Below are 21,474 nucleotides of genomic sequence, written 5' to 3'. Positions count from 1 at the left end.
ACTTGTGGTTATAATTCTATCTAATCAGAGAAGAAAGCTAATACGCGATTCCTGAAATTATTAAAATTAGAAAAGCCATATCCTTGACGCATTATCAACTTAATTCGATTGTTGATTCCCTCCATAACTCCACTTGTTGTGCGATTAAGAAAGTAGTTGCAAATACCCTCAAAATGATTTTCAATCGTTGATGCAGCTCCTCTAAAAAATACTTGTGCAGGATTTAGCCATTCTTTAATTTTTGCCTGCCCTTTTTTGACGATCAAATTAGTCTCATATATTTCTCTAAATTTTTCTTTCATCTCATACGCAATTCTCAAGCATTCTGATTTACCTAGTGCCATCTCTAATTTATCAATCTGAAGAGGATTCAAATTTATTCGATTACTTAACAATAAATATTTACTTTGCCTATCTGTTATTCCGGCTGCTCTTCGTAATTTAGGTAGTGCTATTTTGTAAAGGATAGAGAAAAATAGTTAGCATGGAGTTGTATGTCTCACTTTTGCGCCGTGAAACTTTACTTACTCTGCCCAAGCTGTGGTTCTGATGACATCATGAAGAACGGCACGACCCGCCGGGGAAAACAAAACTACAAATGTCCTGATTGTGGTCGTCAATTCGTTGAGAATCCGCAGTGGAAGCCGATTGACCCAGACCGTAAAGCGATGATTGATCGCTTGCAAAAGAGAGAAACTTCCCCTGGCCGGAATCGCCCGTGTGATGGAAGTGTCGGAGGACTGGTTGCAAGGATATGTCAACGCTTGCTACGCTGCTGTGCCGCAACAAGTGCAGGTAAAGCCCAAAACCCAGGGACAACTAGCGGTGCAGATGGATGAGTTGTGATCCAGAGTGGATGATAAAGGGAACAAGCAGTGGGTGTGGCTTGCCCAAGATGTCACAACCCGTGAGATTGTCGGTTGCTATATCGGCGATCGTTCTAGGGATGCTGCCTCGGGCATTATGGGCATCGCGGCCGCCTGTGTACCGACAATGTGCCGTCATCTATACCGATTACTGGCAGGCCTATGAAACAGCACTGCGATCGCAAACGTCCGAAAAGCCGTAGGCAAGGACAGTGGATTGACCAGTTACATAGAACGATTCAATAACACGAAAGCGGCAACGAGTGTCACGGCTAGTAAGAAGGACATTATCGTTCTCTAAGAAGTTAGACAATCACATTGGCGCAATCTGGAATTTCATCCATCACTACAATGCACTGATTCGTTCTGAGCCTTCGAGTTGTTGAATATGTCTGCTTTTTCTCTATCCTTTACTAAATAGGACTACCCAAATTCAGTGTCGGCTTGACGGCTTCGTAAGGTTGGGCCAAACCAGCTTCAAACTGACCAAAGATGACGGCGAGGAAAATACTGACTGAAGCAACAAACATATTCCAGAAACTTAGCTCTAACAAACGATGATTGCGCGTAAAATAGCCTACCACGTCGCAGAAGAAGGAAAAGAATATCATCGCGATCGCGAAATGGACGACGATCGGATGAAGCGGATCTGGGTAGGGTAGATTCGCATTATTGAGAGGTAGAGGCATCGCTTTCTCCTGTTTTAGTGGACTTGTTCCCGGAGGCAAGCTGACAGGTATTTCTCTAAATATAGATTGAGACTAATTCTACAAAAAAATATTTATCTAGAGATTGATCTAAGCCTGAAAAATAACCATAGCTTCTCACACTATTGGGCTTTCAACCCTCTAAAGTTTTAAGGCGCTCGATTGTCATATTCTTGAAACATTAATGACACACTAATGAGATAAACTTACTTTATATCATAAAAAGTATTGTTTGAAAATTAAAAAAATATGTAAGTTTTTGGATAAATAATCATAAAATTTTATTGTATTCTCAGAAATAGACACTAATTACCCCATTAGATAGACGTAGTTACTTCTATAAATCCCTAAAGTTAGCAGAAACCAAGAAATAAATCTTTAAGTAGCTACATTAAGTAAGGTGGGCGCTCGCATACAACCAGATTAGCTATTAGTTACAAATTTTGGGCGGCGAGCGCCCACCTTACGTTTAATTATGTCCATCTACTTAACTGGTTGTTAATCGTATTTATTAGGTACAAATTTACTTGACTAGGAAACAAGACAAGGAAAAAACATGAGCTATTCCCCTAATCTTCTCAAAGGCCAAAAAGCACTCGTAACGGGTGCAAGTTCTGGTATTGGTGAAGCGATCGCCCGCGCTTTAGCTGCATCGGGTGCTTCTGTTTTAATCAACTACCATTCTGAACAGGAAGCAGCAGAGAAGATTGTCAGCGACATTAAATCACTCGGTGGGGACGCGATCGCCATTGGTGCAAACGTCGCCAAGGAAGAGGAAGTTTTGTCGATGTTTGACCAAATGTACCAGCACTTTGGCACGATCGACATCCTGGTAAACAACGCCGGATTGCAAAAAGACTCAGCCTTTGTTGATATGACCCTCGACCACTGGAATTTAGTTATTGGCGTGAACCTAACCGGACAATTTCTCTGCGCCCGTGAAGCAGCAAAAGAGTTTCTCAAACGTGGCGTGAAGCCAGATATTTCCAGTGCCGCAGGCAAAATCATTTGTATGAGTTCGGTACACGAGGTGATTCCTTGGGCGGGTCACGTCAACTACGCTACCAGTAAGGGCGGAATCCACATGATGATGGAAAGTATTGCCCAGGAACTCGCACCCCACAGGATTCGGGTCAATAGCATTGCACCCGGTGCTATTAAAACCCCAATTAATAAGGCAGCCTGGGATACGCCAGAAGCTGAGGCAAAATTACTAAAACTCATTCCCGCAAAACGGGTCGGGGATGTAACAGACATAGCCAAAGCTGCTGTTTGGCTTGCCTCGGATGACTCAGATTATGTGAATGGTGAAACTCTATTTGTAGACGGCGGCATGACTCTGTATCCAGGGTTTGCGACGGGGGGCTAAATGAACGCAGAACAGCAACGGTTAGAGGAGAATCGCGAACCGGAGAAACCTTGGTATCGTTGGGGTTCCTACTTGAGCGATCGCCAATGGGGTACAGTGCGGGAAGACTATTCACCTGACGGTTCAGCTTGGGAGTATTTTCCTCATGACCATGCGCGATCGCGCGTTTACCGTTGGGGTGAAGATGGATTGGGTGGATGGTGCGATCGCCACAGTCAACTCTGCTTTGGTCTAACACTGTGGAATCGTCGCGATCCAATTTTAAAAGAACGCTTATTTGGGCTTACCAACGAACAGGGTAATCACGGTGAGGATGTCAAAGAATACTATTTCTACCTAGACAACACGCCTACCCATTCCTATATGCGCTGGTTGTACAAGTATTCGCAACTGGAATTTCCCTACACTCAGCTTATAGAAGAGAACGCCCATCGCAGCAAGGATCGACCAGAATTTGAATTATTGGATACGGGCGTGTTTGACGATAATCGTTATTTCGATGTGGTTGCCGAATACGCTAAAGCCTCTACAGACGATATTTGCATTCGCATCAGCATCACGAATCGGGGGGCGGAAACTGCCAGCATCGACGTGCTACCTACCCTTTGGTTTCGCAATACCTGGATCTGGACGGGTAATCAACCGCAGTCACAGCTATCAAAAGTTGCTGATGGTGTAATTAAGGCGAACAGTGAGAAATATGGGAATTATTGGTTATTCTGCGATGGAACTCATCAGCTTTTATTTACAGAAAATGAAACTAACAGCCAACGCCTCTACGGAGTTGCTAATGCCTCGCCTTATGTTAAAGACGCTTTCCACGAGTACGTAATTCACAACAACCAAAATGTGGTGAATCCAAATCAGGTTGGTACAAAAGCAGCAGCTTGGTATCATTTGGAAATTGGGGCGGGACAGACCAGTGTAATTCAACTACGATTCACCAACCAATATACAGATACGCCCTTTAATGCAGCATTTACTAATACCTTCCGCCAGCGTCAAACAGAGGCAGACGAATTTTATGAAACGCTCACCCCCGGTCTAGACGAGGATTGCCGCAACCTTCAACGACAAGCGTTTGCCGGACTGCTGTGGAGCAAACAGTTTTACTACTATGATGTCCATACTTGGCTGCATGGAGATTCAGCAGAACCTATCCCACCCAGTCAACGCCTTACTGAGCGCAATACTCAGTGGTGGATGCTCTACGCCGAAGACGTTATTTCCATGCCCGATAAGTGGGAGTATCCTTGGTTTGCTGCCTGGGATTTGGCGTTCCACTGCATTGCTTTAGCATTAATCGATGGAAACTTTGCCAAGCAGCAATTACTGTTATTAACTGGCGATCGCACCATGCACCCCAACGGTCAATTACCCGCTTACGAGTGGGCGTTTGGCGATGTCAATCCCCCCGTACAAGCATGGGCGGCTTGGCGCGTCTACAAAATTGAACAGAAACGAGTTGGAACAGGGGATCGCAAATTCTTGGAACGAATGTTTCACCGCTTAATGCTCTACTTTACCTGGTGGGTAAACCGCAAAGATTTACAAGGGCAAAACTTGTTTCAAGGAGGATTTCTCGGACTGGATAACATTGGGGTATTTGACCGCAGCAAGCCATTACCAACGGGCGGATATTTAGAGCAGGCAGATGGCACGGCATGGATGGGGATGTTTTCATTAAATATGCTGGCGATCGCTCTGGAATTGTCCAGTGAGGACGAAACCTACAGCGATATGACCTTAAAGTTTTTTGAACACTTCCTCTACATTGCTAACGCAATTAATCATGTAGGGCATGAAAAAATTGTCCTCTGGGACGACGAAGACGGCTTTTACTACGATACCTTGCACTTACCCAACGGAGAGGACGTGCGAATCAAAGTGCGGTCAATGGTGGGACTAATACCGCTATTTGCAGTTGATACTATCGAGCCAGATTTGTTAGAAATTGTACCGGGGTTAAAAGACAAAATTGAGTGGTTTCTCAACAACCGTCCCGAACTGGCACAAAACATTGCTTGTATGACCAGTGAGGGAGAAGGCGATCGCCGCCTGCTTGCTATTACTAGCCCCGAAGCGCTACGCCGTATCCTGCGACCATTGTTGGATGAGGATGAATTTCTCTCACCTCACGGTATCCGCTCGCTTTCCCGCTATCACCAAGAGCATCCCTTTATCTTCGACTGGGACGACACTCGCTATCAAGTAGACTATGAGCCTGCTGAATCTACTTCTAACCAATTTGGCGGTAACTCAAACTGGCGCGGTCCCATCTGGTTTCCAGTTAACTTTCTATTAATTGAATCCTTGCAAAAGTTCTATCACTACTTAGGCGATGACTTCACAGTGGAGTGTCCCACAGGTTCAGGAGTAATGCTCAATCTCTGGGAGGTGGCAGCTTACTTGGAGAAACGGTCGATCGCTATTTTCTTACAGAATCAAGATGGGCAACGTCCGGTTTACGGTGGTATTGCAAAATTTCAGCAAGACCCTCACTGGCGCGATTTGATGCTATTTTACGAATACTTTCATGGCGACAACGGTGCTGGATTGGGCGCAAGTCACCAAACTGGATGGACAGCACTAATTGCCAAGTTGATTCAGCAGGTGAACGATAAACCTTGATTGCCTACTTCTAATACCAATTATTGAAACTATGACTACAAATCTCTACCCCCGGCTTCGCCGTCCCCCCTTGCCAAGAGAGGACGACAGAGGGGTCAAATCTGTAGCTTATCCAAAATTTCTGTTAATTCTCACGAACACAATAGTTAACGCAATTTATTTTGACAGCAGTTCCCGCTGTTATGAAGTACAATAGCAAGAATTAGCTTTCCCAATTTCTTAAATATTGAGGATTGATTAAGTTGAGGGCTACTGCAATTATTTGATCGATCGTGGACGTGGTAGTTGGAGTGAACATACGCAAAAAAGATTTGAGTTGCGACCACCAAAGCTCTATTGGGTTAAAATCGGGAGAGTATGGAGATAAACAAATAATACTCGCTCCTACAGATTCAATCATTGGCTTGATTGATGCTAATTTATGGGCAAGTAAATTAGCCATCACTACTACCGCTCCTTCCCATAATTTAGGACATAAAAAATGCTGAATAAGTATAGCAAATGCCTGTCCATCCATTGAATCCTTCATTGTCATCAATGCTAACACTTTATTCATACTAATGGCGCCAATAGCTGTGACTTTACCACCCCGATAAAATACTTTTTTTTGGTATGCTCTTGTCCAGCGTTGCGAACGTGCATGAGTTCTACTTAGTCCTAGTAGGATACCAGTTTCATTCAAAAATACTAAATTTTCTGGCTCGATATCTTTGATCTTTTCCCAATACTCCACTCTCAATTTTGGGACTCTTTCAGTCCCGGCTTGGCTACTGCGCCATGTTTTTTTTACGATTGAGTCCTAATTTCTGTAGGTAGCGACACATTGCCGTCCGACTCACCCAATTTCCCGTCTTAATAGCAAATAATTCACATAGCTCTACCCAAGTAGCATCTTGATGCTCAGCCACCAGTATTCTGATGATTGCTTCCGCATTTGCTAGGTGACGCTCATTGTGGTTTACCCCTCTGTTTAGGTTGTAAATTTCCCTCAATTTGTTGTTGTTTTACCAGTTTTTGGACAAGACTTTTGCTGACACCAAACGTGAGAGCTACTTTCCTGATTGACATCTTTTGAACCAAATGTGCTATCACTATTTTTTTGCGGAGATCGAGGGAATATGTTTTCATTAGTTTTGAATACAAAATGATATTTTGTTATTATTTATTGTACCATTATACAGCGGTAACCGCTGTAGCTTTCCATGTCGGGTTCAAAACAAATTGACTGCCACATTTTCGACATTTGTAATCAAAGTTTGTGATGCCGACTTTTACCGTTACGACTGACTGCTTCGCTCGCCAAAATTAGGACAATGGGGAATTTATACTGTCAGATCACTAATGGTAAACACTTCTCTCTAATAGTAGCTTGCTCTATCCTTTCCTTCAGGGCACTACCAATTAGTGAATAGGGCGAATGAATGAATTTTAGCCCGTCTTTTTTGAGCTGCGAGTTTCGCTTCTGGGCTACAGGTAAGGCTTTTGACGGAATTGTCACCCCTCAACCTCTGCGGTGAACAATCGCAAGCGCGGTTCCCGAACAGAGGGGGGGAGTGCTGCCACTCCCTTCAAGTCTACCTCTCGGCTTTACCCCAGAAACCGGCTTTCTTGCTGCGATCTCTAGTTTCGGAGTGCGGCGATTTTTCCTAGTTTTTCTCGGCATACGAGCGTAAATCCCACCCTCCTGTGTCTCAAAAATCCGTCTTTCTGCTGAAGCTACAGCCCTTTGGCGATCTAGAATATGTAAGTTAGTGCTTACATTAATTGAGATGAGTAGAACGAATCGAAGTGCAGCAGAAACCCGCGATCGCCTGGTGAAAGCCGCGATTGAAGTTTTCTCTACAGAAGGCTACGTTGGAGCGACAACTCGTGAAATTGCTCGTGCTGCAGATGTGAGTGAAGTTACTTTATTTCGCCGCTTTCAGAGCAAAGAGCAAGTGTTGAGTGCGGTTGCCCACCACATTACAGCATTGCGGACGGAGGTGCTGGCGCATCAAGACGAATGGACTTATGACCTGCGCCGCGATCTCCTGCATTATGCAAAGCTCCACGACGATACGCTGGAGGAATACGAAGCTCTATTTCGGATGTTTATTGGTGAAGCTCACCGGCATCCGACAGAAGCACTGGAGGTGCTTCAGCAATCATTTTTACCGCTGCGTGAAAAACTAATTTCCTACCTACAAACCTGTGTTGAACGTGGCAGTATTCGTCCGAATGTTGACCTGCCGCTGGCAGTGGATCAATTGACTGGAATGCTGCTGTCTGGTATGATTCGCCGCCATGTTTCTCAAGTAAACCGGGGCTACAGCCGTAAGCAATACATCGAAGGGTGTGTGGATTTATTTGTGCGGGGAGTCAGCACAGCAGCGTCTTCTGTAAGTCGTACTCCGTCTCCAGAATGAAAATTCCTGACAATTTTCGTATGAATTTGGCATTTTCCGATTGAAGCACCCTAACCCTTTGCGGTGGTGCGAAACACCTGCCGTGAACGATCGCAGAAGTAGAGACTAAAGATGGAACGCCCTCAAATACAGAGTCATGCAACTGAACCAGATTCTATTGATATTCAGGCTTTTACCGATTTGGAAGAGTTTGAGCCTCAAGACCAGCAAAACGCTCGACAAAACGCTCAACAAAAGCGAGCAAAACCATTAAAAAATTTGAAACAATCTGCCAGCGATGCAGCCGGGTACGTGGAGGGACCGCTCAAGTGGGCGATCGCCCTGACGGCTTCTCTGGGAGCCATTCTAGAAGTCATTGACACCAGCATTGTGAACGTTGCTTTAACAGATATGCAGACGACTTTAGGCGCAACCGTGACCGAAATTGCTTGGGTCGTAACGGGTTACGCAATCGCCAACGTTGTGATGATTCCGCTCTCTGCTTGGTTGGGGGATTTCTTCGGCAAGAAAACCTACTTTGTCTTTTCCATGATCGGATTCACAGCCGCCTCGGTGTTATGCGGTTTATCCATCAACCTGCTGATGCTAGTGGTAGCTCGAATTCTTCAAGGCTTCTGCGGAGGCGGACTGTTGGCAAAAGCGCAAGCGATTCTGTTTGAAACTTTTCCCCCTGCGGAACAGGGGTTAGCGCAGTCGGTGTTTGGAGTTGGGGTGATTGCAGGTCCGGCTATTGGTCCCACGCTAGGCGGCTATCTGACCGATACGTTAGGCTGGCGCTGGATTTTCTTTATCAATTTGCCCGTCGGTATTGTGGCTGTCATCATGGCGCTCGTGTTTCTCCGACCTGACTCGAAGCAACACGGACGGAGCCAGCAGAAAGTAGACTGGACAGGAATTGTACTGCTGTGTATGGCGGTAGGTAGTTTGCAAGCATTTTTGGAAGAAGGGGAAAAAGAAAACTGGTTTGAATCGGGTTTCATTACGCTCCTGGCGTTTGTGGCGGTTGTGGGGCTGTTTCTGTTCATCTGGCGAGAACTCAGCACAAAAGCACCAGCAGTTGACTTGCGGGTTCTACGGCATAAATCCCTGGCAGCCGGTAGCCTTTATTCTGGTATTTTGGGCATGGGGTTGTACGGAGCCTTATTTGCTGTACCGCTGTTTGCTCAAGGCGTGCTGCACTTTTCGGCAACGCAAACCGGATTTTTACTCGCTCCTGGAGCTTTAGCATCCGCCATCATCATGGTTTTACTGGGCAAAATTTCGACTAAGGTGGATGCCCGCATTTTAATTGCGCTGGGAGCTGGTGGAACGGCAGCCGTCATGTTCGAGCTGGCAAAAATCACGCCCCAAACCGGAACTGATGATTTGTTTTGGCCCCTAATCTGGCGCGGTGCAACTACGGTTTTGATGTTCCTGCCCCTGAGTTTGGCAACATTGGGTTCCATCCCCAAAGAAGATGTATCGGCTGGCTCGGGCTTCTATAACTTGACTCGTCAGCTCGGCGGTAGTATTGGCATTGCCATTCTGACCTCATTACTGGCTCGACGAGAGGCTTTTCATCGAGCCATTTTGTTGGCAAAGTTAACGCCTTACGATCCAGAAACAACTGAGCGGCTCAGCGCACTAACTGGTTTGTTTGAGAGTCGCGGTTTTGATGCCGCAACTGCCCAACAGCAAGCCCTCGCCGCGCTCTCCCAATTAGTCAATACGCAGGCAGCCGTTCTATCCTACGCAGACATTTTTCGCTTTGTCGGCATTGTCTTTCTCTGCTCGCTGCCATTGCTGCTGTTTCTCGGCAAGGGAGGCGCTGGAGCCAAAGCACCTGCTGCTCACTAATTGCTTGATTGTAATTCTGTAGCGATTACTCCACAGCCTCCGGTTGGATAGACTTTGAGCTCGCTGGCCTCAAACAACCAATTTGTAAGGAGCAGGTAAGTTACCTAACTCAGTGAGTGACTCTGCTTGCCAACATCGTCGCCTCCTCTATTGTCAAGTAGCAATTGCTCGTGTCAGGTGATATCACTTGTACCGACACGAGTACGGTGCGGTGAATGTTGGCGCGATCGAAATAATCTTGTATTGCCCTGGTGTCTATCCCTTTGAGCGGCAAAAAATGCGGGAGTCTTATAGCTCCCTCAAACCCCCACATTATGATAAATTGTCCCGTACTCATGAACGATCACACTCCGCCATCTCCCAGTTCATTGCATCATCGGGGAACAGCGACAACTGCCCCGGCGATACGTTGGACTGACCGCGGTTGTGATACGAAAGGTGGCACGCGGTACACAGGGCGATTAAGTTTTCCGGGCGGTTGTCCTCCGGTATCCGGTTGCGGTGGTGCACTGCTAAAGTCAAGGCACAGCGTTCGGATTTAGTTAAGCCGCTTTGTTTGCCGGGTCTGAGGCACTGTTGGCGGCACTTAGCGCAGCGCCAAAGAGCGCTTTCTTTCACGGAGAGCGCAATCTGTTGCCAATTGTCGGGATACCTCTTTGGTTTAGCCATAGCGGTAAAAGCTCATCTTTCTAAAATATGGCGATCGCTTTTGTTGCCATTACTTAGAATACCGCCTCATCCGGGCATAAAAGCGATCGCGCAACGGCTGATTTACTTGTCCGACACAATCAAGGTAGAGGAAGCCGATCGCCCAAATTCTTCGGGAGCGTATTGTAAATGAGCTTCCGCACCCGGCCAGAGATAGGTTCCGGGGGTGACAGAACGGACGAGGTAGTGGAGGCTGTAGGCTCCGGGTTCGAGGCGATCGCTATAGGTGACAACGCGATCGCGATACATCGTTTTATACCCAATTTGCCAGCTATCACCTTGAGCTTCTACCGCCTTTGTAGAAGTTTGGAAACTGTTATCAATTGCCTCTAAACCAGCAGGTAGCTGGTCAGTAATTACCACATGATCTACAGGATGATCTGCGATAATTTTCAAACCGATATCAAACACTTGTCCAACTCCCAAAGTCAGCGGTTGAGGAATAGAAAGTTGCTGTTTTCCTAACACTTTGTCTTCCCCAGCAGGTCGGATTTCTCGCAATACTCGCAACCCATTTAAACGTCCCGGTTGATTACCCTGCAAACGATAACCATAATTGACGAGATAGTGCAGCGTACCTTGACCAGATTTTTGAATAATTAAATCACCATTTCGCGGCAACTGATCTGTTGCTATAGTGATAAACTGACTGGGATTGCGGTAGCCGTCAAACTGAATCGAATCTAACTGTTTACCAGCCAGTTTTACAGTAGCACTAAACTTAGGCGGTGTCGGCTGAGTCTTGCTGTAGTCAGCTAAAGCTGCGAGTGCTTCTGCGTTGTCATAAGTGCTTTGCCAAGTGCCATGTCGCCGCAGATTTAGGAGACTTTGCAATAAGCGATCGATATCTTCTGCCTTGCTTTTTTGAGCGATAAATAGTCGCAAGGCTTGAGATTGAATAGCGGTAGGAGATGCTATCCAGCTTACATTTTGAGGCAGATTAACCCTAGCTGTACGACCAGTGATATAGATGTTTTTTTGCAACTCGTTAGTCAGCACTTTAGACTCATCTTGCCAGTCTTTGAACTGCGATAGATAACGGGCTAGCTCAATTTGAGTGACTAGATTATATTCACTTCGCTGCTGATAGATATCTGCGAGAAAGTCATTGCGTTTTTCGCCTAATTCTGCTAAGGCAATCAGAGATGATAACCTTACCTGATTCTTGCAAATTTGCTTTTGACAAAACTCATATTGTCCGGGGTCAGCAAGAGTTTTCTTCAAGTAGTCTGTCAGGCGAGACAGCATCCCAGCATTGACTGTATTGGCAAAAGCCTTAGATGCAGAGGCTATCGCATTCGCTGCATAGGGAGCCACAAACGGGTCAGATTGTTCTTGTCCGGGATAGGAAGCAAAACCGCCATCGGGACGCTGAAGTTTTTGCAGTCGTTCAAGTGCCCTCGCAGCTTCTTTACTAGGATTAAAACCTTTCAAACTCTGAGCGTATTGTTGAGCAAGAGTTTGCAAATTGGCTGCAATTAATAACTGACTAGCGGCAGGTTCCAAAAATGGTAATTGTTCATCCTGCAAAACCTGCTTCGCCGGTGCCACAATTTCCGGTATCAATGTACTAGCTAGAGAAATCTCCAAACCGCCGACATCAGACACAACATTTTTATCAATCTTCAGCGAAATTTTTACCTGATTTGCAGTTGTTCCCGTTTCTACAACGTTGTCTGTAAGTTCTAAAGGTTTTACCTCTAAAGGCACTTCAAACGCATCCACGTTGCCATTTAATTGTGTAGCAAATTGAACTTTAGCATCACCAGCACTACCCGCCAAAATGGGAAAACGGTAAGCACGAGTACCCGACTCAGCCTGAGTTTTTAGATTTGCCGCTGCTGGATTATTGCCTTCAAATTTTACGGCACCGGCTACTTGACCGTTAATTGTCAGATTGCCTTTTTGCTGAGTATTGTTAGTCACAGATAAGCCAGCTTTAATGCGATCGTCTGGACGCGCAAACTGCGGTAAAATCGGATTAGAAATTAGAGATTTAGTCGAGATAAATGTTGCCTCCCCATTGCCGAAATCTAAATTGCCGTCAGTAGCAACAGCCATCACTCGCCAAGTTGTCAAATCATCAGGGAGTTTGAATTTCACACTCGCTTTCCCATTAGCATCTGTAATAACAGAGCCATTGTAATAAGCCAAAGCTTGAAAATCTTTGCGGACGCGAGTATTTGCTGCACCTGTTGAAAAGCCACCGCCATAACCCCAACCTTTTGCTAATGGCGAGGTCATATTTTCTAATACTACATTCGGTCGATTATCACTGAAGCGGGTAGAAATAGATTGCTCCGCATAGACAGTTTTCACCAAATCGGGCGGGCGATATCCAGTTAGTTGCAGCACGGCTTCATTGACAGCCATAACTGTGAATTGTCCCTTGATTGGTTTCCCCTGATTGTCCTGCAATTGCAATTGTACCGTTTCCTCTGCACCGGGTTGTAATTCTGTTTGTTGGGGAGTGACTTGGACTTTCAAATATTTAGCGTCCAAACTGGTTTGAAAAGGAGCAAAGCCAATTTTTACCAGATTTTCCAGACTTCCGGGTTCCAACTCTTTTAAACTCTTGCCTTGGCGGACTAGCACAACTTCTACCGCTGCATTTGGCAACATTGGTGGCGTTACTTGGAACTGGATTTGAGGAGCACCGCCCTTAACTTGAGTGACAGTTTGGTAGAGAGTTTTATCGCGGACAACTGCAAAGTATAACTCTGCTTCTGGATAAGGCGATTGAATTAAAGCTGTTGCCGTTTCACCTGGTTGATAGTTTTTCTTATCGAGTTTGACTTCCAGGCGATTATTATCGTATCTGTTACCCCAGCTTACGAGGTTTTCGCCTGTTGCCCAAATCTGCAAATCAGTGGCAGTTACTTCATTATTGCCATCAGCAAAATTAGCCTGAATGCGGTAAGAACCAGATTCAGGAGGATTGAGGGATACTGTTTGAGGATTGCTGCCAGATTGTACCTCTGTTTTTGCTACTGTTTTGTATTCGATTTGATTGAGAGGATTGCGACTACCTTCGACTACTTGCGTGACGCTGCTGTAGTTTATTTTTTGCAGTTCAACGCGGACTTTTTGACCTTTTAGTAGTTTTCCTGTAGGATCGGTAACGATGAGTTGAATGGGTAAAGCTTTGCCTGCATCGGCAACGAAATTAGTTTTTAAACCAATTAATCTAGCGCTTGGTAGGGCAGTAAATGTTTTAGAATCTGATACAGACAGATTCGAGACATCGGAGACTTCGATATCTACCCGATAATTCATCGGATAGGGCAAATCTTTGCCGACTGTAAATGTTTGATTGCCTTTACCGCTAGCATCTAATACTGAATTTTGTTGCAACACATCGGTGGGAACGTTCGGGCTTTCTTCAGGCCAAAACCACTGCCGCCCAAAGGCAAATTCTTCCCAACCTTTGGGGGTAAATTCTGCTTTGCGGCGAGTGACGTAATATTTGGCTTTTCCACCTTCTACTGGCGAACCAAACAGATAATTACTTTGAGTATTTGCCTCAATTTTATCGTCAATCAGTGCAATTTTTTTATTAAGGCTTAAATCTACCTTAAAACTTGGTGGTTTGAATTCAGCAATCCGAAATTGACCAGAAATTTCCGCTCCGCTTGTCCCTTTAGCTAGAATGGAATAATAGCCTAAAGGTTGATTGCTTTCGATGGGCAATTCTAGGGAAAATGTGCCGAATTCATTAGTTTTCTGAGTTCCTAAATCAGTTTCAGTACCGCTTGGAGTTTGCAGCTTAACTGTATAGCTAGCATTTTTATCTTGCTTGATAACTCCATTTTGAAGATAGTAGGCAGTTCCTGTAAACCAAGCTTTTTCCCCTGGTTGATAAAGTTGTCTGTCTGAGAAGATTGTACCGCGTGATTGCGGCTTATTACTGTTCCAAGTATCTCCCTCAATGCCGTAGCCATAAGCACCGCTATATTCTTCTGTTCTGGCAAATGCCCAGTCTTTATTTTCGCGGGCAATGACTAATAATTTTGGTGCTTTTTCAAATCCGCCCGATCGAGATTTAATACACTTCTGTAAATTCTCGCTGCTTAGTAGTAATGTACCGTTATTGTCAGTTTTACCTATTGCACAAGGGGTAGGTTGAGGGCGAGATTTTGCGTCTAATTGAGATTCATAAATCTCGACTGATGCTGCTACTGGAGAACCGTCATCGAGATGGTGTACTCGAATTAAACCTGATTCGGGAAACCACTGGGTAAATACTCCCAAATTAGTCAACTGAACCAAGCCGTAATTGACAGGTTCTCGCCATTGCTGTTTACCCTTTTCATCCGAGTAAATATTGGTGCGTGCTTGCACTCCATAGGCCAGCATTCCTGTTGCCGAACCTAGCTTTTCTCGCAAGGGAACTGTTATCTCATTTGTCTGATTTTTCTTACCTGAAATTCGGAAAGTTTGCCACTCCGAAGGATTAGAAAGTAAATCATTTCGCTCCCCGCTGGGATATGCGTCAGCATTATAAACTAAATCAGTGGGTTGAACGACTTTATAAGCTGCTTTGTACTGGGATTCTGGCAAATTTACTGTGGAAATATTCAGTTGTAAGTCTTTACCTGCGGGAAAAATATTTAACCCTGTTGGTGTCCAAATTTCGCCAGCAACATCGCCTGTTTCATACTGCAATGTGACTGGTTTACCCAAGGTTTGACCGAATTTATCTTTGAGGTTAGCACCAATAGTAACAGTATATTGTTGGGCTGGTTCTAAACTCCAAGGGTTGAGACTAATCAAGGGTTCATTGTCATAGGCTTGAACAAGTGTAGGAGATTTTTTAGGTGGGGGATTAACGGTGATATTTTCCTGCGCTGAATCGGCGATAAGACCGTTATTAAATTGTAACTGACCGCTGCCTTTTATGAACCGCCCATAAGCACCGCCAGCATCGGGCTGTCCGAAAAAGTTAATAGCTTTAAATGCCAAGGGCGAATAAGTTTCTACCTGGCTGACGAATGGTGTTTCGCTGGGTAGATTGCCGTGAAGTGGTAGCAAGCCAGAGTCAAATTGTAGGCGGTACTGAGTGGCTTTTTCTAGTGTTTGTTGGGGAACTATGGTATAATTAAAAGCGCGAACAGATGGATCGAAGTTTTCTTCTGGAGTTTGCCGTTTTTCTGATTTTCCCTCTGCTTTTTCTAACTCTACTTTAAGTGGCACAGTTTTTGTCTGTCCCTGTGGCATTAGTTTCAAATGCTCTTGCACTGAAGCTAAATCTAATTCTACATTTGATGTAAATTTCAGTGTAGGCTTTAACTCAATGGGTTGGAATTCTGAATTCTCTGGCTGAGAAGTTGGTAAATTTGACAGTTGGATGGGTTCTGTATTAAATGTCCAAGCTAAATCTTTGTCGAGGCGGTGATTTTTTAAATCGGTTAAACCTGCTTTGATGGCGATTTGAATGCGAGTAGCTTTGGGTAATGCTTGTTCGGGTTGAAATCCGACCATGCGCGGGGTTAAAAAACGAAATTTACCGGGGATAGCAGGTTGAATTTCAAATAGTTTTAGTTGACTTTGCTGTTCGGAATTATCAAGGCTTTCAACTGGAATTAATGCCTCTTTAAACCGAATGCGAATTTGGTTGAGAGGTTCAGCTTTTCTAGTAGGACTAATTTCTTCAATCCAGTCTACCAGTTGCGGAGCAATTAGGGGAGAAACTGAGGGAAGCGGCTCAATTTTTGAGAATTTATTCGTGACTCCACAGGTTGTTATTGCCAGCGCGAGCGTGAAGACAAGTATCGCACCGATCCATTTTTTTAATTTCATAATTGATATCTCTTTTACGGATACTTGATCTACAGTTGACGCGATCGAGTTTCCAGATAAATTTATTAATTTTTTAACTCAACCACAGCCAGGAGTCTAGCCTTTTTCACAAAAATGAGGTAGACGAGATTCTCTGAATATCGGGACTTTCAAGCCTTATTACATTAGTCCTGGACGCAATTGTCACAATTGGTAAGGTGCGTCAGTTCCCGAAACTCTGAATCATCGTTCAAAAAATGCACCTGACGCACCCTACAGTTTAACTTTCGTATGCCAGTTACGTAAGCCCTGTACAGACCTCATGTACCTGAGAAAGGCTATATCAATCATTAAAGCTAACAATTTTATAAGGGTAAGGATTTTGTATTGTTTCTTAATGAGGTGGTAACCCGGTAGTTTCTGGAAACAAGTATCTTGAGGTTGTAGTCTTTTGTGAATCCGGTAGATGCGTTTATAGATCGGAAATATAGCTTTTATTACTTATTAACGATGGCACATCATGTTACTGAGAAAGGCTATAGATTAAACCTTTGTTAGCTGAGGGATTAATTGATGAGTATATTGAGGCTGTGGCTGATTAAAATTATCCAAAAAGTTTGGCCCAAAAATAGAAACCCGAAATTTCGTCTATTTTTGGTGTTAGTATTAATTGGCCTAATCGTGCGATCGCATCCTTATCTTGCACCCATCCGTACTGCTGACATCGCCCAGGATCAGTCGGCGATCGAATTTAGCGATCGTAACGGGCTCCTCCTAGGCACTATTCTCACTCGCGACCAAGAACATACCGTCGCAGTACCCTTAAATCAAGTTTCTTCTCACTTTGTGCGAGCAATTATCGCCGCTGAGGACAGCCGATTTTATCAACATGGTGCTATGGATGTGAGAGCAATCGCGCGATCGCTCCTCGAAGCTGCACAAGCCAAACACGTAGTCAGCGGTGCTTCCACCATCACCATGCAGTTAGCACGGATGCTAGAGCCTGCTCCTCGCACATTGCCTCACAAAGTAAGAGAAATTTGGCTATCTTGGCGTATTTTTGCCGGCATGAATAGAGATGAAGTTCTCGAATCTTACATCAACAGATTACCCATGAGCGGCAATATTTACGGTGTAGAAGCCGCTTCTCGCACCTATTTTGGCATTTCCGCCGCCGATCTCAATCTTGCTCAAGCCAGCCTTTTAGCAGCCATTCCTAACGATCCAAATAATCTCAATCCTTACTACCGTTGGCAATCGTTAAAAAAACGGCAAACTTATGTACTCGATCGCATGGTCAAGGACAAATATATCACGCGCTCGCAGGCAGAACGAGCCTTAACTGAAGAAATTTTACTCGTACCAGTCAAGCAGGGAATTATTGCCGCACCTCATTTTTTATTCTGGCTATCCAATCAATTACCTAAGCAGCATCCGTCTCATATTCGTACCACTATCGATCGTTCTTTACAGCAGTTTGTTGAGGGACAAGTGCAGCAAGTTGTCAACACTTTATCTCCCCATAATGTCCACAATGCCGCAGCTTTAGTCATCAATAATCATACTGGGCAAATTTTAGCTTATGTCGGTTCTCCTGATTATTTTAATCAAACAGAAATAGGTCGGAATGACGGAGTGCAAGCCTTACGTCAGCCTGGTTCTACTCTTAAACCTTTCTTGTATGAATTAGCCTTAGAAAAACGTGCCATTAGAGCCAATACGATTTTGGCAGATGTACCGACTTATTATGCCATTCCTGGTGCCAAACTTTATAGCCCTACTAATTATAACGATCGCACCTTTTTAGGTCCAGTGAGGGTGCGAATTGCCTTAGCAAATTCCCTCAATATTCCAGCAGTAAGGGTATTAGAAAAGGTGGGAGTTCCTAGCTTCCTCAATCGGCTACATGAACTGGGTTTTGAGCATTTAAATCAACCTCCAGAATACTATGGCTTGGGGTTAGTTTTAGGTAGTGGTGAAGTCAGTTTGTTTGAGTTGGCTAGGGCTTATGTTACGTTGGCGAGACAAGGACAATTAACGCCTATTTTAACTACATTAAAAAATCCCGATACAATTCCTAATTCTCAACCTTTAATCGAGCGAAAAGCAGCGGCTTTAATTATTAATATGCTAAGCGATACTCACGCCCGCGCTCAAGAATTTGGGGTGGATTCGGTGTTAGCTTTACCCTTTTCTACGGCGGTGAAAACGGGAACTTCTTCGGATTTTCGGGATACTTGGACGGTGGGTTTTACTACTGATTATACTGTTGCTACTTGGGTCGGAAATTTTAATGGCGATCGCATGAAAAAAGTCTCTGGAGTTATGGGTGCTGCACCCCTCTGGAATCACATTATGCTACACTTACACGAACATCAAGAACCTGCGGCTTTTCCGACCTTGAAAGGGTTAGTACAGCGCCCTATTTGTGCTATTTCTGGGTGGCGACCTAACCCTGATTGTCCGTCAGTTGTGCAAGAATATTTTTCTCCTGAAGATATTAGTAAGTACGAAACTGAGTCAGGGAGTTTAAAGTTATCTGAAGAGTATAACGGCTGGTTAGCAAAGCAGAGTAAATCTAGTTTGACTAACAGTAATTTCAAAATAGTCTTTCCTCAAAATAATGATTATTTTGTGATGAATTATAATGAGAATGCACGGCTAGAGTTTAAATTATCAGGAGTCAATAATACCCCTATCGAGTGGTCGTTGAATGGTAAGAAGCTAGCCACGCAGTCGTCTAATTCGCTATTCTGGCATTTGAAACCTGGAGAGTGGAATTTGCAAGCTAAATCAGGTAAAATGGTTGACACCGTGAGGTTTAATGTGCAGGTTGCCAACAATAAATCCCTGCGGAGTGGCTTTTCGTTTGTTGGCAATTCAACCTCTTTACCGACTGGCAAATAGAATTAAAAGGAGACTTTTACTTTAGTAGTTCGCAAAATAATCCTACCCAGTCGTTCGCTAAACTAGCCTAGTTGTAGGAGCGCTTGCATTTCTGCTCAGTTAATCCCTTGTCAATTGGCTAATTTTAGCTGAATCTGATTCGGATAGCCTATTGAATCGAAGAAACCAACGATGAAAAAGTTAATACCCTTACTATTGGGTGCCGTATTCCTGTGCAACACTGTTGCTTGTCATTCGTCAAGCGAGCAGATAGCCAACACTTCTGCTCCGGCTAATCAAAGCCCAAATCCTGTATCTAAGCTCTTCAGCTCTACGTCGGGCAAGCTTAAAAATCAGCCAGCGCGCGTCCCTGCTGGAACCAGTTTTGATACCATTCTCCAACAAGATTTGTCCGCGGGTAAAAACCGCGACAACGAGCGTTTTACTCTGCGAATCAAAGGAGGCAATAAAACTCTTAAAGATGCCGTGATTCAGGGACATCTGGAAGATGTCGTCAAAGCAGCTCAAGGCAAAAAATTGAGTTTGCATCTAGTTTTTGATGACATTCAACTCGCAGATGGCTCAGCTTATCCCATTGATGTTACTGAGCGTGAATACTCAGGTACAAACAAAAACCAAAGGCAAGTTTGTTCAGAATGCTGGCATTATTTTAGCTGGAGCAGCGGCCTGTCATTTCCTCGGCAATCAAGCGAAATTCAAGCATGGTGCTGTAGCTGGGGGTGCAGCAACAGCGGCTTATGTCAAGTCTTGTCCTAGTGGTGAAGTTGTCCTTAAGAAAGGAACCAATGTTAAGCTGAAACTTAAAACGCCTCTCGATACTAGCCCATAAGAAATTGTGCTTTTTTAGACTGCATGGATGCAGAAAACGGAGGCAATTGAGTATTAATCGAAGGATCTCGCTCGTACAGAATAATTTACCTCCGTTGAAGGTAACAGTAGAACAGATTTTACAGGAGTTGCTAGATACGTGAGTTCAGCACTATCAAACCTTCGCGTTCCTGGCAGCAGCGTTTTTCCCAAGAATTTCTGATGACCGTAAAAGCGCCCCGTGGTCGCTCCGTACTCCAAGCGTCTTTACTCGCCACAGAAGTGGGTGGAACGGAGGACTAAGGGATTTCAATGCCCCTGAGCTCCCAATTGGGTATTCTGCTCGTCGTCTTCTCTCCTGCATTTACTGGAAGCCTGCCTTATAAGCGTTGCTGAATTCACTGCGGGTTCAGGACAGTTGTAGGTAGCTTTTCGCTCGGCTTTCCCAAATAAAGAATACCGAGAGCAATGGTAGCTCCCGGTATCAGCTTTTCCAGTTCCGTTGTTGTTAAGTAAATCCAATTAGGCTCAATTTGGAGAAATTTGCCTCACTCGATTAAGCACAGCAGATCGTTATTGGTTAGCCTGTTCCAAAGCTGGATTCGTTGAAGCTCCAGCAATTTCGGCTAAATTAATCTTGACGACTTTATTGCGAGCTTCAGTCACTTTGGGCAGTGTTAGCGTTAGAATGCCATCTTTGCATTCAGCTTGCACAGAGTCGTTTTGAATGGGTGCGGGCAAGGGAAGCACCCGGTGGAATTTGCCATAGCGGAATTCAGAGCGGACGTACCCAGGTTTCTCGTCTGTGTTTTCGTAGCGGCGTTCGCCAGAGATGGAAATTGCTTCCGGAGTCACTTGAACGTCAATGTCTTTGGGGTCAATTCCAGGCAGTTGCGCTTTTAATACGAAGTTGTCCCCAGCATCAGCCAATTCCAGAGCGGGCATCCAAGTGGCTTCTGAGTTATCTCTCGTTGTTGCCAGTTGGTCAAAAACTTTATCGAGTTGCTGACGGATGGTTTCAATTTCCGTGAAGGGTTGCCAAGAGCGCATCAACATAATCTGTCACCTCAAAGATTGGTAAAGCTCTATAAGTTTGTTTTGGTTGAAGCTCATTGCTTACAGTTATTATGATGCCGCTTTATAAGTGGGAGGAATAGTCAGGAGAACCCAACCCAGTTGGTCGTATTTGCCAGAGTAATTGGTATTGAAGAAAACCGTACAAAACTATTCCTAGAAACCGTAAATGCTGTGGCCACGCCATGAGCTTGCCTTGCCCGTTCTGCTGGCGTGTGAGCGTCGGAGGAAGTATCGCTGGTGTTAACCGTACCAAAAGCACGGTGCGGGTGATGTGTAGCAGTGTAAGGAGGTGTACAGCGGGCAATTGCGGCTTTTCCATAGCCATTGCTGTATGAGGGCGATCGGATAATCCCAGTCTTAAAAACCCGATTGCCCAAGAGGTT

General features: G+C 44.7%; 13 protein-coding genes and 2 pseudogenes. 7 read left to right on the top strand and 8 right to left on the bottom strand.

Going from position 1 to position 21,474, the window contains the following annotated elements:
- Nucleotides 1-20 precede the first annotated feature (20 nt).
- A pseudogene (locus QUA23_RS19215) lies at nt 21-449 on the bottom strand (ISL3 family transposase); the annotation flags it as partial.
- A gap of 45 nt (nt 450-494) precedes the next feature.
- Here QUA23_RS19215 and QUA23_RS31085 point away from each other — a divergent pair.
- Nucleotides 495-1,252, top strand: a pseudogene (locus tag QUA23_RS31085) (IS1 family transposase).
- Between the two features lie 27 nt (nt 1,253-1,279).
- Here the strand turns inward: QUA23_RS31085 and QUA23_RS19195 are convergent.
- Nucleotides 1,280-1,555 (bottom strand): DUF2231 domain-containing protein, encoded by a 276-nt coding sequence (locus QUA23_RS19195; RefSeq protein ID WP_333078350.1) that lies wholly within the window; start codon nt 1,553-1,555, stop codon nt 1,280-1,282.
- Between the two features lie 574 nt (nt 1,556-2,129).
- Between QUA23_RS19195 and QUA23_RS19190 the strand changes: the two genes are divergently transcribed.
- Entirely contained in the window at nt 2,130-2,942 is an 813-nt protein-coding gene (locus QUA23_RS19190; RefSeq protein WP_333078351.1) for an SDR family oxidoreductase, read from the top strand.
- Nucleotides 2,943-5,573, top strand: a complete 2,631-nt coding sequence (locus QUA23_RS19185) for an MGH1-like glycoside hydrolase domain-containing protein (RefSeq protein ID WP_333078352.1) — start codon at nt 2,943-2,945, stop codon at nt 5,571-5,573.
- 202 nt (nt 5,574-5,775) lie between these two features.
- On the opposite strand, the gene QUA23_RS19180 is transcribed toward QUA23_RS19185, so the two are convergent.
- Entirely contained in the window at nt 5,776-6,306 is a 531-nt protein-coding gene (locus QUA23_RS19180; RefSeq protein ID WP_333078353.1) for a transposase, read from the bottom strand.
- 1,036 nt (nt 6,307-7,342) lie between these two features.
- Between QUA23_RS19180 and QUA23_RS19175 the strand changes: the two genes are divergently transcribed.
- Together QUA23_RS19175 and QUA23_RS19170 are read left to right on the top strand one after the other, a co-directional pair.
- On the top strand, nt 7,343-7,978 hold the full coding sequence (locus QUA23_RS19175; protein ID WP_333078355.1) for a TetR/AcrR family transcriptional regulator: 636 nt from the start codon (nt 7,343-7,345) through the stop codon (nt 7,976-7,978).
- A 111-nt stretch (nt 7,979-8,089) separates the two neighbouring features.
- On the top strand, nt 8,090-9,814 hold the full coding sequence (locus QUA23_RS19170; RefSeq protein ID WP_333078356.1) for a DHA2 family efflux MFS transporter permease subunit: 1,725 nt from the start codon (nt 8,090-8,092) through the stop codon (nt 9,812-9,814).
- Between the two features lie 109 nt (nt 9,815-9,923).
- On the opposite strand, the gene QUA23_RS19165 is transcribed toward QUA23_RS19170, so the two are convergent.
- The 3 genes from QUA23_RS19165 to QUA23_RS19155 all read right to left on the bottom strand — a co-directional run bounded on the left by QUA23_RS19165 (nt 9,924) and on the right by QUA23_RS19155 (nt 16,321).
- Nucleotides 9,924-10,151 carry a hypothetical protein gene (locus QUA23_RS19165; RefSeq protein WP_333078358.1) on the bottom strand — a complete coding sequence of 76 codons (228 nt, stop codon included), beginning with the start codon at nt 10,149-10,151 and terminating at the stop codon, nt 9,924-9,926.
- A complete protein-coding gene (locus tag QUA23_RS19160; RefSeq protein ID WP_333078360.1) occupies nt 10,148-10,483 on the bottom strand; it encodes an HNH endonuclease in 336 nt (111 codons plus the stop codon). The genes QUA23_RS19165 and QUA23_RS19160 overlap by 4 nt, the downstream gene beginning before the upstream one ends.
- A 102-nt stretch (nt 10,484-10,585) precedes the next feature.
- Nucleotides 10,586-16,321 (bottom strand): alpha-2-macroglobulin, encoded by a 5,736-nt coding sequence (locus QUA23_RS19155; RefSeq protein WP_333078362.1) that lies wholly within the window; start codon nt 16,319-16,321, stop codon nt 10,586-10,588.
- Nucleotides 16,322-16,873: 552 nt separating this feature from the next.
- Here QUA23_RS19155 and pbpC point away from each other — a divergent pair.
- Complete coding sequence (gene pbpC, locus QUA23_RS19150) at nt 16,874-19,207, top strand: penicillin-binding protein 1C (protein WP_333078363.1); 2,334 nt, start codon at nt 16,874-16,876, stop codon at nt 19,205-19,207.
- Nucleotides 19,208-19,378: 171 nt separating this feature from the next.
- A complete protein-coding gene (locus QUA23_RS19145; RefSeq protein WP_333078364.1) occupies nt 19,379-19,963 on the top strand; it encodes a hypothetical protein in 585 nt (194 codons plus the stop codon).
- A 624-nt stretch (nt 19,964-20,587) separates the two neighbouring features.
- On the opposite strand, the gene QUA23_RS19140 is transcribed toward QUA23_RS19145, so the two are convergent.
- The gene (locus QUA23_RS19140) at nt 20,588-21,070 is read right to left on the bottom strand and encodes an Hsp20/alpha crystallin family protein (protein WP_333078365.1); all 483 of its coding nucleotides are present in this window, start codon (nt 21,068-21,070) and stop codon (nt 20,588-20,590) included.
- Between the two features lie 101 nt (nt 21,071-21,171).
- Nucleotides 21,172-21,468: a hypothetical protein gene (locus QUA23_RS19135; RefSeq protein WP_333078367.1), complete on the bottom strand. Its 297-nt coding sequence runs from the start codon at nt 21,466-21,468 to the stop codon at nt 21,172-21,174.
- Nucleotides 21,469-21,474 lie beyond the last annotated feature (6 nt).

The organism is Microcoleus sp. Pol1C5, from assembly GCF_036701115.1.
In the GTDB taxonomy this organism is placed as follows: Bacteria; Cyanobacteriota; Cyanobacteriia; order Cyanobacteriales; family Microcoleaceae; genus Microcoleus.
The sequence above is the reverse complement of the archived record's forward strand: the minus strand, read 5'-3'. Positions and strand labels throughout refer to the sequence as shown.